This window comes from Pusillimonas sp. ANT_WB101 (assembly GCF_008369125.1).
Lineage (GTDB): Bacteria > Pseudomonadota > Gammaproteobacteria > Burkholderiales > Burkholderiaceae_B > Allopusillimonas.
In genome coordinates, this window is the sequence record NZ_VOAY01000005.1 from 94591 (window position 1) to 107858 (window position 13268).

At 55.1% G+C, this 13268-nt stretch carries 13 protein-coding genes; 9 read left to right on the top strand and 4 right to left on the bottom strand.

The window, feature by feature from the left end:
- The first annotated feature begins 87 nt into the window (after positions 1-87).
- The 5 genes from gatC (at position 88) to FQ179_RS19000 (ending at position 5885) form a co-directional block, all read left to right on the top strand.
- Positions 88-396: an Asp-tRNA(Asn)/Glu-tRNA(Gln) amidotransferase subunit GatC gene (gatC, locus tag FQ179_RS18980; protein ID WP_149398890.1), complete on the top strand. Its 309-nt coding sequence runs from the start codon at positions 88-90 to the stop codon at positions 394-396.
- A 12-nt stretch (positions 397-408) separates the two neighbouring features.
- A complete protein-coding gene (gene gatA, locus FQ179_RS18985; protein ID WP_149398891.1) occupies positions 409-1935 on the top strand; it encodes an Asp-tRNA(Asn)/Glu-tRNA(Gln) amidotransferase subunit GatA in 1527 nt (508 codons plus the stop codon).
- Positions 1935-3389, top strand: a complete 1455-nt coding sequence (gene gatB, locus FQ179_RS18990) for an Asp-tRNA(Asn)/Glu-tRNA(Gln) amidotransferase subunit GatB (RefSeq protein WP_149398892.1) — start codon at positions 1935-1937, stop codon at positions 3387-3389. The genes gatA and gatB overlap by 1 nt, the downstream gene beginning before the upstream one ends.
- 460 nt (positions 3390-3849) lie before the next feature.
- On the top strand, positions 3850-5511 hold the full coding sequence (locus FQ179_RS18995; protein WP_149398893.1) for a hypothetical protein: 1662 nt from the start codon (positions 3850-3852) through the stop codon (positions 5509-5511).
- Positions 5499-5885: a hypothetical protein gene (locus tag FQ179_RS19000; RefSeq protein ID WP_149398894.1), complete on the top strand. Its 387-nt coding sequence runs from the start codon at positions 5499-5501 to the stop codon at positions 5883-5885. The genes FQ179_RS18995 and FQ179_RS19000 overlap by 13 nt, the downstream gene beginning before the upstream one ends.
- A gap of 320 nt (positions 5886-6205) precedes the next feature.
- On the opposite strand, the gene FQ179_RS19005 is transcribed toward FQ179_RS19000, so the two are convergent.
- The 4 genes from FQ179_RS19005 to pyrE all read right to left on the bottom strand — a co-directional run bounded on the left by FQ179_RS19005 (position 6206) and on the right by pyrE (position 8840).
- Positions 6206-6928 carry an rRNA pseudouridine synthase gene (locus tag FQ179_RS19005; protein ID WP_149398895.1) on the bottom strand — a complete coding sequence of 241 codons (723 nt, stop codon included), beginning with the start codon at positions 6926-6928 and terminating at the stop codon, positions 6206-6208.
- Between the two features lie 185 nt (positions 6929-7113).
- Complete coding sequence (locus FQ179_RS19010) at positions 7114-7518, bottom strand: GNAT family N-acetyltransferase (RefSeq protein ID WP_149398896.1); 405 nt, start codon at positions 7516-7518, stop codon at positions 7114-7116.
- A 43-nt stretch (positions 7519-7561) separates the two neighbouring features.
- Positions 7562-7891: a hypothetical protein gene (locus FQ179_RS19015; RefSeq protein WP_149398897.1), complete on the bottom strand. Its 330-nt coding sequence runs from the start codon at positions 7889-7891 to the stop codon at positions 7562-7564.
- A gap of 277 nt (positions 7892-8168) precedes the next feature.
- Positions 8169-8840, bottom strand: a complete 672-nt coding sequence (gene pyrE / locus FQ179_RS19020) for an orotate phosphoribosyltransferase (RefSeq protein ID WP_149398898.1) — start codon at positions 8838-8840, stop codon at positions 8169-8171.
- Between the two features lie 241 nt (positions 8841-9081).
- Here pyrE and FQ179_RS19025 point away from each other — a divergent pair, with 241 nt between their 5' ends.
- From FQ179_RS19025 to FQ179_RS19040, 4 genes are all read left to right on the top strand, one after another.
- Positions 9082-9489, top strand: a complete 408-nt coding sequence (locus FQ179_RS19025; RefSeq protein ID WP_188074662.1) for a DoxX family protein — start codon at positions 9082-9084, stop codon at positions 9487-9489.
- Positions 9490-9554: 65 nt separating this feature from the next.
- Positions 9555-10367: a class III extradiol ring-cleavage dioxygenase gene (locus FQ179_RS19030; protein WP_188074663.1), complete on the top strand. Its 813-nt coding sequence runs from the start codon at positions 9555-9557 to the stop codon at positions 10365-10367.
- Positions 10368-10387: 20 nt separating this feature from the next.
- Positions 10388-11176, top strand: a complete 789-nt coding sequence (locus tag FQ179_RS19035) for an exodeoxyribonuclease III (RefSeq protein ID WP_149398900.1) — start codon at positions 10388-10390, stop codon at positions 11174-11176.
- A gap of 86 nt (positions 11177-11262) precedes the next feature.
- Complete coding sequence (locus FQ179_RS19040) at positions 11263-13260, top strand: choline BCCT transporter BetT (RefSeq protein WP_149398901.1); 1998 nt, start codon at positions 11263-11265, stop codon at positions 13258-13260.
- Positions 13261-13268 lie beyond the last annotated feature (8 nt).

The window sequence follows — 13268 nt, forward strand, 5'->3', positions numbered from 1 at the left end:
GCATATTATTGTATGTGACCCGCAAATTTGTCAGCGTTGTTACACACTTAGCGGGCCGGCTCCAACCTCTATTCAGCAAAACATACCATGGCAATCACCGAACAAGACGTCGACCGCATTGCGCGCCTGGCGCGAATTGAACTTTCGGCCGACCAGACCACGCGTGCCCAGTCGGAGCTTAACGGCATCCTCGCACTGATCGCACAACTGCAGGCGGTCGACACGTCAGGCGTCGAGCCCATGGCGCACCCGCTTTCGGCACATCAAGACATCAGTCTGCGGTTACGCCCTGATGTCGCCTGCCCGGCCAGCACGCTCCAAGAGCGCAAAGCCCTCATGGCCAACTCTCCGGCCAGGCATGAAAGCCTGTTCCTGGTTCCCACGGTTATCGAATAAGCGTCGCCCAGCATGTCCCTACATCAAGAATTCGACAGTATCGCATCCTTGCGCAAAGCGCTTGAGGCGCGAAAAATCAGCGCGCGCGAGCTCGCTGACAGCGCACTCTCTGCCATTCAGGCGCGCACTGACCTCAATGCCTTTCTTCACGTTGATCCGGCGCTGACCCAGGCTCAGGCCGATGTGGTCGACCGCCTGCTGGCTCAGGATCAGGCCGCGCCAGCGCTGGCCGGCGTGCCCATTGGCCACAAAGATGTCTTTGTCACTCAAGGCTGGCGCACCACGGCCTCCAGCAAAATGCTGGGTCAATATGTCAGCCCCTTTGACGCCACCGTCGTCAGCCGGCTTCAGAACGCCGGCGCAGTTTGCCTGGGCAAGCTCAACTGTGACGAGTTCGCCATGGGCTCGGGCAACGAAAACTCGGCCTTCGGTCCCGTTCGCAACCCATGGGACACCAACGCCGTGCCTGGCGGTTCGTCGGGCGGCTCTGCGGCCGCTGTGGCGGCCGGTCTCATCATGGCTGCAACCGGCACTGACACGGGCGGCTCCGTGCGGCAACCCGCTGCCTTGTGTGGTGTCAGCGGCATCAAGCCCACATATGGCACAGTTTCACGCTACGGCATGATCGCCTATGGCTCCAGCCTCGACCAGGCTGGCCCCATTGCTCGCCACGCACGTGACCTGCTTGAACTGCTCGACCCCATGAGCGGGTTTGACCCACGCGACGCCACCAGCCTCGAAACCTGCGACGAACAGGCTAACGAGCCTGGCCGTATCCGTGCGCAATTCGATGCCGCAGTGCAGGTGCAGCAGGCAGCAGGCAGTCAGCCGCTCAAAGGGTTGCGCATAGGCGTACCCGCCGAATTCTTCGGGGCTGGCCTGGCACCCGATGTGGCTGCTGCTGTCGAAACGGCGCTACGCCAGTTCGAGGCGCTGGGGGCTCAACGGGTCGAAATTTCACTGCCCCGCACTGAGCTTTCCATCCCCACTTACTATGTCATTGCACCGGCCGAAGCATCCAGCAACCTGTCCCGTTACGATGGCGTCCGCTACGGCCACCGCGCTGCCGAGTATGGTGATATCCAGCAAATGACCAGCCGGTCGCGCACCGAGGGGTTTGGCCCCGAGGTCTTGCGCCGTATCATGGTGGGTACTTATGTGCTTTCTCATGGCTATTACGACGCCTATTATTTACAGGCGCAGCGCGTACGTCGCCTTATCGTCAATGATTTCCAGCAGGCGTTCTCACAGCATTGCGATGTCATCATGGGGCCGGTTACACCCAGCGTTGCCAAGCAAATCGGCGAAAACCGCGATGATCCGGTCGCAGACTGGCTGTCTGACATCTACACCCTGGGCGTAAGCCTGGCAGGCCTGCCAGCCATGTCCATCCCCTGCGGCTTTGGCGGTGCTCGCGGCAACCTGCCCATAGGGCTACAGCTTATCGGCAACTACTTTAGCGAAGGCTCGCTCCTGGCACTGGCCGACCAGTTTCAGCAACATACCGACTGGCATCAACGCAAACCGGAACACGCATAATGCAATGGGAAACCGTCATCGGGCTTGAGGTGCACACACAGCTTCGCACCCAGTCAAAAATATTTTCTGACAGCAGCACACGTTTTGGGGCTGAGCCAAACACACACGCCAATGAAGTCGATATGGCGCTGCCCGGAAGCTTGCCCGTGCTAAACAAAACCGTCGTCGAGCGGGCTATACAGCTGGGCTTGGCCGTCGGCGCCCATATCGCGCCACGCTCAATTTTTGCACGCAAAAACTATTTCTACCCCGACTCACCCAAAAACTACCAGATCACTCAGTTTGAGATCCCCGTCGTGCAGGGTGGTTCGATTACGTTCTTTCTTGATGGCGAAGAAAAAACGATAAACCTTACGCGAGCCCACCTCGAAGAAGATGCGGGCAAATCGCTGCATGAAAACTTCACCGGCCCTCACGGCGAATCTTCAACCGGCATTGACCTCAACCGGGCCGGCACACCGCTGCTAGAAATTGTTTCTGAACCTGAAATGCGCTCTGCTGCCGAAGCAGTCGCCTTTGCACGCGCTTTGCACAGCCTCGTGGTCTGGTTGGGCGTCTGCGATGGCAACATGCAAGAAGGCTCGTTTCGCGTCGACGCCAACGTTTCCGTGCGCCCCAAGGGCCAGGCCGAATTCGGCACACGCTGCGAAATCAAAAACCTTAACTCCTTCCGCTTCATGGAGCGGGCCATTCAGTACGAAGTGCGGCGCCAAACCGAGCTAATCGAAGACGGCGGCACTGTTGTTCAGGAAACCCGGCTGTATGACTCTGACCGCGACGAAACCCGCAGTATGCGCAGCAAAGAAGATGCGCACGATTACCGTTATTTTCCTGACCCTGACCTGCCACCCCTGATCATTGCGCCAGAATGGATAGAGCGGGTTCGCGCCACCATGCCAGAGCTGCCTGCCCACAAGCAAGCACGGTTTACCACAGAGCTCGGGCTCACCGCCTACGATGCAGCCCAGCTCACCAACGACCGCGCCACCTCTGATTACTTCGAATCTACCGCCGCCCTGCTACCCGCCGATCAGGCCAAACTGGCCGCCAACTGGGTATTGGGCGAAGTATCTGCCGCGCTTAACCGCGAAGAGCTCGAGTTAGCCCAGTGCCCCGTCAAACCGACCGCACTGGCTGGGCTGATCCAGCGCATTATTGATGGCACCATCTCAAACAAGATGGGGCGTGAAGTGTTTGCCGCCATGTGGGCCGGCGAACACAATGGCAATGCCGATGCCATCATCGACGCACGTGGGCTCAAGCAAATTAGCGACTCAGGGGCTATCGGCACGCTTATCGATGAGGTCCTGGCTGCGCATCCTGCCATAGTTGAAGAATACCGGGCAGGCAGGCAGAAGGCATTTAACTCTCTGGTCGGCCAGATCATGAAAGCAGCCAAAGGCAAGGCAAACCCACAGCAGGTTAACCAGTTACTTAAAGAAAAACTGGGCTAAACACACTCTTGTTTAGCTAACAGAAACCTCGTCAGGCTTTTTCATTGGCTGCACGAGGGCAAAGGCGGCAGCGCTGGGTATCACCAGCATCGCCGCCAGCACGGCGTTCATAAGTTCGAAATACTTAGACGAAACCGGGCAGTGAATGTTACTGTTTGCACCATATAGTCTTCTGCCGGCCATGGCAGATGATCTGGCGCCTCGATGACAGCGCAAGGAGCATCCATGAACTCCGCCACACGCAAAGTGCTAGCCGCCAATCTGACCGGGCCCAACGATAACGCCCACTGGCGCATAAAAAAGGCCGGGCCTTAGTCGTCTCAACATGCCCTAGCCAGGGCCAGCCTTCAAGTTTTTTACACACCCAAAGCCAGGCGCCACGTGCTCACGCCCCATATCGTAGCGTGACTATTACCCCAGCCTGAGCAAAGCGCGGTCAGTACGACTCTGGAGCAGGACCATGAAATTCAAGCATTTTTTGAGCTGGGTAATCGCGCTGGCTTCATGCTCACTTGTGGCTGGTTGCAGCACCAGCGACAGCAGTGACTCGGCCACCTCTGACGATCAATATTCTTCACGAATCCATGTGATCGCCTCAAAAAACGGCAGGATCGTACCCGCTCAGCCGGGGAGCACAGACTCCTGGATACTTACGCTGGACAACCCCGAACCTACAGCGCTGTGGTATACCGACCGCCCTAGCCAAGAGGTCGGGTCCACGCCGATTGAAGACTACATTAATGCAGCGTTCTGGCGCAGCGCCTACGGCGACGTCAACCCCAACGCCACCGTTTCATTTCAACGGACTGGAAGCGATGAGCTCGATGGGTTGTATGTATCTTTGTCCAAGCCTTCCTACAATGAAAAGTCTAAGACGATAACGTTCGATGTGAAGATTTTGAACGATACCTTCGATCAAGTGAGCGCTGACACCTTGGCTTTCACCAACGTCACGATCAACGTCCTGAACAATGCAGTGGACGACAAATCGGTGTCTTCGTACATTCAATACGCCAGTCAGGCTGTTTTGCAGCCTACGGCCGTGTCGGATCAGTACAAAGTTGTGATGAGCGATGCCGGCCCTGACATGATCTGGGTAGACAATGCACCGGGGCAGTATTCAGACAGCAGGCCAATGTCTTACTTTTTCCCGCAGTGGCCTTACGTTTTTAAAGACTCACCACCCAATGCAGCATTGTTCGGAACCACAGCCACCGGCAAATTAAAGCTGTATTTTCTGACGCTAACTGATCCGGTATATGACGAAGCCTCGAATCAAGTCAGCTATACAACCAAGTTGTTGGGCCAGACATCTGGCGCTCTCGAAATACTAAACCAGGCTGTACTAAGTATTGATTCAGGGGCGTTTTCCCGCTTTCCGGTGCCGGGCAAGGGCACTGGCTACCAGGCCTTTGGTCAGGGCTACGACCCGTCTACCGCCAACAACACCTATATTTATTTTGGTAGCGACATCGCCCGCAAACAAACCGGATCGTTGTGGGGAACCCAGTCGTATCTATCGCAAAGCTGCGAGCCAAGCTGTCGCAACGATCTTAAAACAATGAAGAGCCTTGGCATTAACCTTATACGGCTCTATGACTGGGATCCGCGAAACGATCACAGCCAGTTTCTGGATTACGCCGACAGCCTTAACATTAAAGTGGTCGTACCCATCAGCAACTGGCTGCCAACTCAGAGCCCAAGCGTATGGAACGAGCAGGTTCCGAGCTATTTTAAACCTGGCAACTTCAGCAACAAAAACGGGACGGATTGGCATCCGGCCGTAGCCGGTGTGATCATATCCAACGAGCTGGATAGGGAAAATGGTGGCCAGTACTACGGTAACGTCATCGGCCTGGTTGCGCGTTTTATTCAGGAGGCTGACAAACGGGGCTTTAGCAAAAACGTTCCGGTAGGCGTACCCGTTACCTTTGTGCCACAGGGTGCGCCGTTCGGGCCGGGCGGGCAAAACATGCCGAGCTGGAAGCAATTTAACCAGTTGCTGACCGACCCACGAACTGCCCCCTACAAAGATAGGCTTATGCTGTGCCCAAATACCTATAACAGCAAAGAATACCTCTTCGAAAATGCCGAAAGCACGGGCCAGGGTTGGTTCAGCTAACTTACAAGCAGTTTGGCGTTCCCATTCTGTTTACCGAGATAGGCTTAAGCCGCGCTGAAAGTTACTTCACGCCAGCCTTTGTACGGGATCAACTACAGGGTGCGCTCGCCTACCAAAAGGCCAACCCGCAACAGATACTCGGGGCCATGCACTTTCAGTTTGATGACAAAGTCTGGAAGCAAACACCCAACGATACAGATACGGAAGGCGCGTATGGGATGTACCACCATGGCGCAATAGTGAAACAGATCCAGACAGTAAAAGGCTATTACAACTTCTATGTGGATGAGGCCAAAGGCGGTTATGGCGTTCTTACCCTCGACAAACTGGATCCTACGCGCACCTACGCCCCAATGGTAGAGGCGTATAAATAGCGTTGCATAGCACTCAGCCTGTCGATACCGGCGACGGGCCGAGTGCAATCATACCCACATCGTAGTTCGATGTTCGGTCTGCGGTATTTGGCATTCGGTCTGCAGTCTGCAGTCTGCTGTGTTGGGCTTTTAGTCTTTGGCTTTCGGCTTTCGGCTTTCGGCTTTCGGCTTTCGGCTTTCGGCTTTCGGCTTTCACCAAACCATACTCCAGTTACCGTACATGATTGCGAACTTGAATAGCGTGCGAATAGTCAGTGCTTGCTACAAACGCATGAACATAATGGAACACGTCGCCACACTCACATACCTCAGCGGCTAGGTCAGAAACGTTCGCTGTCAGTCAGATAGCGCCATTGGCCCGTCGCAAGCTTAGCCATGGGAACACGCCCGATTCGAATGCGCTTGATGCCCGTTAACGTCAGGCCTACTTGACGACACATATCGGCAATCATGTCGACAGTTGGGTTCTTCAGGGCAAAGCGCAGACGCGTTTCGTTCTGCCAACTGACCTTTGCCGGAGGCAACGGAGCGCCCTGCCAAAGCAAACCATGGTTCAGTCGAGCCAGGCCGTCGGGCAACAATTCGCCTTCAACGTCTGCCACGTATTCGTGCTCGATCCGGACGGCATCTTTGAGCAGCTTGCGCGCAATAACAGGATTTTGTGTAAAAACAATTAGCCCGCTGGCTTGAGGGGCTAGCGGCATCGGAACAATAAGCCCCTTCAAGTCTCTTTTCAGAAACGGCCGCCCCGAGGGGTCGTCAGAGGCATGGTTCGCCGACACGATCAAGTCATGCGGGTAACCTGCATCATCCAGAACGTACCCGGCAGGCTTGTTCAGCAAAATGGTGGCGGGTCGATGCTCGTCGCCGTGTGCATTTTCGGCCAGTTCGACCTTTTGTTGTGGACCGACTCGAAACCCGGGCTCTTCGATTACCTGCCCATCGACGCTGACGTAGCCGCTTTCAATATAATTTTCAGCCTGGCTGCGCGAACAGGAATAATGGTCTACCAAATATTTATTTAGCCGAAGTGATTCACTCATAGGACGTTGCGCCCGCACGATAAACGCCGGGCCTTGTAAGCAAGCATGTAATACAGCACACCGACCGCTACTCGTCGAATAGCGTCGGCACATTTTCGATTGTGTTCAGAGCACATTTGGCGCGATAGTGCGATTAATGACCCCACAGAAACAACCCATAAGAAGCGCGATGGGGATGCCCCTCATCAAGCAAGAACCGTAGCGTCGTTGATCTGAACCATTTCATCGTTACAAGACCGGGCACCGCGTCGTGTCAGTCGCTCGTAAAAACCCGGCGTCATGTTGGTGACGAAGACTTCATAACCGTGTGCTTTAGCGCTTATATAGATTTCTTTGATTAACCTTTTTCCCAAGCCCAGGCCCTTCATAATGCCCGGCGTATTGAGACGGGTAATCTGCAACTGCTTTTGGTCGTGATCGACGCTGATTTGCAGGATAGTCGCGTCGGTAACGTCACTGTCATCCTGTTGGCAAATTACTTCGATGAAGCCAGGCCGCACATCAAATTTATGATTTTTTGACTGCTCCAGATACGGGACCAACAACGGCTTTATGGCGTTTAAGATTTCGGCTTCGAATTTGTCAGTCATGGTAGGTATAACCTCTTTATCGCTAAATCGTCTTAGGGTCAGTTTATTGTGCCAACAGCCAGATTATCACCACAATGCCCACCGCAACCGCCCCTAAACACAAAATGACCAAACGTCGCAACATCGTAATTTGCTGTTGCATCGCAGCCATTCCGGCATCGGCGTCTTTGATGATTTCTTTCATCTGAACGGCAAGGCCTTGTACGGTTTCGGCATTTTGGGTAACTGCAGCTTGAAGTTCTGCTATTTGCTCGGGTACTACGTCATCAGCTTTCCCATTTACCGGTCTGGACGTAAACGCCGGGATGGCTGCCGCGACAGCCTGGGTTATGTACGGAAGCGCTATCTTTAATGCGGGAAGAAAAACTGCCATGCAAGAGCCTCGTTACGCCGGTGTGCAAACTGGAAATTGAGTCTAACACTGCCCGCCGTATGGGCCAGGCGAAAGATTACACCGTCGATACTGACTTATACCACCAAGCGCACCACTCTCGCATGACGGCCCGCAACAGTGCGGCGGGCATGTCCAACCTCATCGGCCCCACAAGCTTAACGAGCGATACAGAGCTGTATTGTCGATTGCCAGTGGCTGTGCTGCTGACCGGTACGAACAGGGCTTGCACTGATGAAACGCAACCCTCTGCCAGGTGTCAGACGCCGTACCTGCCTCGATATGCCGCCACGGCGTCACGATGCTCGGCCAGGCCGGCATCATCGCGCAGTACGCTCATAATGTCATCGAGCGAGGCAATGCTGATCACCGGCATGTCGTAGCGGCTGGCGACTTCTTGCACCGCCGAATGCGGCGACAACGCATCGTCTGCACCGGCCCTTTCCATGCGGTCAAGCGCAATTAAAACGGCGGCTGGCTCGGCACCGGCCTGACGTATGATTTCTACCGACTCGCGCACCGACGTGCCTGCAGTAATGACATCGTCAATAATGACTACCCGGCCGTGCAGCGGGGCACCTACTAAAGTGCCCCCCTCGCCATGATCTTTTGCCTCTTTTCGATTGAAGGAAAACGGCACGTCGCGCCCTTTCAACCCCGGGTGCCCGGCCAATGCCACCGCCGTCGCCGTGGACAACGGAATGCCCTTGTAGGCAGGCCCGAACAGCATGTCGAACTCAAGCCCAGAGTCAACCAGCGCCTGCGCGTAAAACTGGGCCAGCCGCCCAACCGTGCTGCCAGTATTGAACAGACCAGCGTTGAAAAAATAGGGGCTGATACGACCAGACTTTACCTTGAAGCTACCAAAGCGAAGGACGCCCTGCTCCAGCGAAAAACGGACGAAATCGGCGCGATTATGTGAGTCGCTCATGATTCAGAGAGTTAAAAATAAAACGCTATTATCGTTCATACACGATGGGCCCATGAAAACGGCCAGCACACCTCGATTGCAGATATATTTTTTGCGCTGCGTCAATTACACTATTACGGGCATTCATCTGGGTTAAGAATTTCATAATATTCCCTGGCTTCTTGCATTGCGCCAGCGCAACTCATTGCCTGGTCTCAGAAAACTTCCGACCTTGTCGGGCCGCACTTTCAGGGAGATCACCATGACATCTACCGCCTGCGCCACTTGGGCCCCGCGCGTACTAAGTGCATTGCGTATCGTCAGCGGCTATTTGTTGTTAATTCATGGCACAGCCAAACTGTTTGGCGCGCCAGATATTGGCATGTCCAGCACCCTACACCTCGCCTCGCTCGGTGGCGCCGCCGCCATCATAGAACTGGTTTTTGGCGCGCTGCTTCTTGTTGGCCTGTTTACACGGTTTGCCGCCTTTATTGCCTCGGGCTTTACCGCCGCTGCTTATTTTATAGGGCATGTCGCCGGCAAGGGCGCGCTGTTGCTGCCCGTACTTAATGGCGGCGACGCGGCAGTGCTATTTTGCTTTGTCTTTCTTTATATCTGGGCAGCGGGCGCCGGGCCGTGGAGCATCGACGCACTGCGTCATAAAACCTAGGCCTGCCTACTGCCACAAACCTAATCTGCCCGGCTCAGGCCGGGCATTTGTGTTTCAATCAAACCATGATACTCCCCACATACTTTATCTCCCATGGCGGCGGCCCCTGGCCTTATATGCCCGAGATGCAGTCCGCTAACGCGCTGCTGGCCCAGTCATTGGCCGATATCCCCCGGCAGTTGGTCACCAGGCCCAAAGCCATACTGATGGTGTCGGCACACTGGGTTAGTCAGGACGGGTTCAAGGTAATGGCCTGTGCCCAGCCCCCCATGCTGTATGACTATCATGGGTTTCCTGAGCATACTTACCAGATCAGCTACCCCGCCCCCGGAGCCCCTTGGCTTGCAGATCGGGTCAGCCAGTTGCTTAACGGCGCCAGCCTGCACGTTCAGTCAGATGAAACGCGAGGCTTTGATCATGGCGCGTTTGTGCCGGCCAGCATCATGTACCCGGACGCCGACGTCCCCATTACCCAGCTATCCATCAATGCCGGCTACGACCCCGCACTGCATCTGAGCCTGGGGCGTGCACTGGCACCACTACGCAAAGAAGGCGTACTCATTGTCGGCAGCGGGCTCAGTTATCACAATCTGCGCGAAATATACCGAGGCGGTTCAGAGGCCTCAGCGCAATTTGATGCCTGGCTGCAGCACGTCATGCTTGCACTGCCACCTCAGGAACGCGAAAAAGCGCTTATCCAGTGGCAGACAGCCCCCTGTGCACGGCAGGCCCACCCAGAAGAAGACCATTTGATCCCGCTAATGGTCGCCACGGGGGCTGCCGAAGACGAGCCTGTCACCTGTGTTTATCATGAAAAAACCGCATTTGCCAACATTACCGTCTCCAGCTTCCGGTTCGGTGCAGGCAACCACGATTAACCATTTTCAAGACTGACACCATGACCCGAATAATTTCCGTCAATCTCAACGGCATCCGCTCTGCAGTCAGAAAAGGTTTTCTCGACTGGCTACCGAACCAGCAGGCCGAGTTTGTCTGCATGCAAGAACTCAAAGCGCAGGCCGACAACATGACTGATGTGATGCTTAACCCGCCCGGCTATTTCGGCTACTTTCATTATGCAGAAAAAAAGGGCTACAGCGGCGTTGGCATTTACGCGCGCACCGAGCCGCTGCAGGTCATTGAAGGTCTGGGCGTGCCCGAAATCGACTGTGAAGGGCGCTATCTTGAGCTGGTCTATGACAAGTTGTCGATTATCTCGCTGTATCTGCCCTCCGGCTCCAGTGGCGACCACCGCCAGGACGTCAAGTATGTCTTCCTCGATCATTTCTTCGACCACCTGCGCACACTGATTGCGTGCGGGCGCGACGTCGTTATTTGCGGCGACTGGAACATTGCACACCAGGAAATAGACCTGAAGAACTGGAAGGGCAACAAGAAGAACAGCGGTTTCCTGCCCGAAGAGCGGGCATGGATGACGCGTATCTTTGAGGAAATTGGCTGGGTTGACGTATACCGCAGCCTATACCCCGAAACCACAGGCGAAGCTTATACGTGGTGGAGCAACCGAGGTCAGGCCTGGGCAAATAACGTCGGGTGGCGTATCGATTATCAGGTTGCCAGCAAAGACATCGCAGCCACAGCCAAGTCTGCATTCGTTTATAAAGAAGAGCGGTTCAGCGACCATGCGCCGCTGATAATTGACTACGAATATTCAGTTCAGCCTTAATATTATGCAGTGGCTGTGCCGCACATTGGTGCAGTTACTGCATGAGCTTTACCCGCCTTGTCCGGTAATCGTCCAGGAGAGTATGCGTGAAATTCCTAAAAAAAAGCACGATTAACCCACCCGTTTTTCTAACGGCCTCCGCCTTTATTTTTGTGCTGGTGGCCTTTGCCATTCTCGCACCCAAGCGAGCACAGGCGTTGTTCAGTGCCACGCAGGCCTGGATTCTCGGCAACGCCAGTTGGTTTTACATTCTCACCGTGGCCATTATTTTGCTGGCCGTTATATTTTTGGCAGTAAGCCGGTACGGGGACATCAAGCTGGGCCCCGACCACAGCCAGCCTGATTTTCGCGATATTACCTGGTTTGCCATGCTGTTTTCGGCCGGTATGGGTATAGGCCTGATGTTTTTTGGTGTGGCCGAACCCGTGATGCACTTTATTGACCCGCCGGTGGGCGTAGGCGGAGACTTTGAAGCCGCGCGCAACGCCATGAAGATTACATTCTTCCACTGGGGACTGCATGCCTGGTCAATTTATGCAATTGTTGGTCTGATTCTCGCCTTTTTCAGCTACCGCCACGGGCTTCCGCTTACCTTGCGGTCAGCACTGTACCCCCTGATCGGTGATCGCATTTATGGCCCTATCGGTCATGCCGTCGACATCTTTGCCATTATCGGCACCGTCCTGGGCATCGCCACCTCACTGGGCCTGGGCGTTGCACAAATCAACAGTGGTCTGCATCACCTGTTCGGCCTTCCCGTCAGCGTTCCCGTTCAAATCGTTCTCATCGTGATCGCTTGTGGCCTTGCAACCATTTCCGTTGCCAGCGGGCTTGATCGGGGCATACGCATACTGTCCGAGACCAACCTGGCGCTTGCTGCCTTGTTGCTGATTTTTGTGCTGGTGCTCGGCCCTACTGTGTTTCTCCTGCAGACCTTTGTGCAGAACACCGGCTCTTATTTGTCTGACCTGGTCAACATTACCTTCAATCTTTATGCCTACGAACCCAACGACTGGATCGGCGGTTGGACACTGTTCTACTGGGGCTGGTGGATAGCATGGTCTCCATTCGTGGGGCTGTTTATTGCACGCATTTCGCGCGGCCGCACCATACGTGAATTCGTGCGAGGCGTGCTGCTGGTACCTGCAGGCTTCACGCTATTGTGGATGACGGTATTTGGCGACACCGCCATCCATTTCATACTGATCGATGGTCTCAAAGGGTTTGCCGAAACGGTCAGCCAGGACAGCTCACTGGCCTTGTTCGCATTTCTTGAACATTTACCCTTGTCCAGCATTACATCGATGATCGCCATCATCATGGTTATCGTCTTCTTCGTCACTTCTGCTGACTCGGGCGCACTGGTCGTCGACCTGCTGGCTTCGGGCGGTGCCGAAGAGTCACCCGTATGGCAGCGCATATTCTGGTCGTCACTCATGGGAGTGGTAGCCATCGCCCTGTTGCTGGCCGATGGTCTGGAGGCCTTGCAGACCGCAACCATTGCCAGTGCCCTGCCCTTCTCCATTATTTTGCTTCTGGCCTTATGGGGGTTGTTCAAGGCACTGAAACTAGACGCCACCAAGCGTCGTATCCGTTACCAGACGGTTACGCGATCCGCTCCTTTGGGCAACAATCAGCCCTGGCAGCGGCGCCTGCGCAATATGATTCTGATGCCGCGCCGTGAGCATGTGCTGCGATTCATGAATGATGTGGTGCAACCGGCCATGCAGGCGGTCGCGAGCGAACTGCAGCGTCAGGGGTATGAGGTGGTTGTCGGTGAAACCGGCGAGCATGGAGAAATGACGTTGGAGGTAAAGCATCACGGCCAATATATGGACTTTTCTTATGCCGTCCATCCGCTGGAGCAGATGCGACCCAGCCTTACTCCCGACAAAGAAGACAATGAAGAAGAGCGTCGCTACTTCCGTGCCGAGGTCCATCTGCGCGAAGGCGGGCAAGATTACGACATTATGGGCTGGAGCCACGATGACGTAATCGGCGACATACTTGATCAGTATGAACGCCACCGTCAGTACCTGCACATGATTCATCCGCCCACTGTGCCCCAGGCGGCGCAAAGCTGAAGCTACCC

Excerpts from the sequence above, each read along its gene's own strand:
- gatC (WP_149398890.1), top strand. The coding sequence starts at position 88 with ATGGCAATCACCGAACAAGACGTCGACCGCATTGCGCGCCTGGCGCGA.
- gatA (WP_149398891.1), top strand. The coding sequence starts at position 409 with ATGTCCCTACATCAAGAATTCGACAGTATCGCATCCTTGCGCAAAGCG.
- gatB (WP_149398892.1), top strand. The coding sequence starts at position 1,935 with ATGCAATGGGAAACCGTCATCGGGCTTGAGGTGCACACACAGCTTCGC.
- FQ179_RS19010 (WP_149398896.1), bottom strand. The coding sequence starts at position 7,518 with ATGACTGACAAATTCGAAGCCGAAATCTTAAACGCCATAAAGCCGTTG.
- FQ179_RS19005 (WP_149398895.1), bottom strand. The coding sequence starts at position 6,928 with ATGAGTGAATCACTTCGGCTAAATAAATATTTGGTAGACCATTATTCC.
- FQ179_RS18995 (WP_149398893.1), top strand. The coding sequence starts at position 3,850 with ATGAAATTCAAGCATTTTTTGAGCTGGGTAATCGCGCTGGCTTCATGC.
- FQ179_RS19025 (WP_188074662.1), top strand. The coding sequence starts at position 9,082 with ATGACATCTACCGCCTGCGCCACTTGGGCCCCGCGCGTACTAAGTGCA.
- FQ179_RS19015 (WP_149398897.1), bottom strand. The coding sequence starts at position 7,891 with ATGGCAGTTTTTCTTCCCGCATTAAAGATAGCGCTTCCGTACATAACC.
- FQ179_RS19030 (WP_188074663.1), top strand. The coding sequence starts at position 9,555 with ATGATACTCCCCACATACTTTATCTCCCATGGCGGCGGCCCCTGGCCT.
- FQ179_RS19035 (WP_149398900.1), top strand. The coding sequence starts at position 10,388 with ATGACCCGAATAATTTCCGTCAATCTCAACGGCATCCGCTCTGCAGTC.
- pyrE (WP_149398898.1), bottom strand. The coding sequence starts at position 8,840 with ATGAGCGACTCACATAATCGCGCCGATTTCGTCCGTTTTTCGCTGGAG.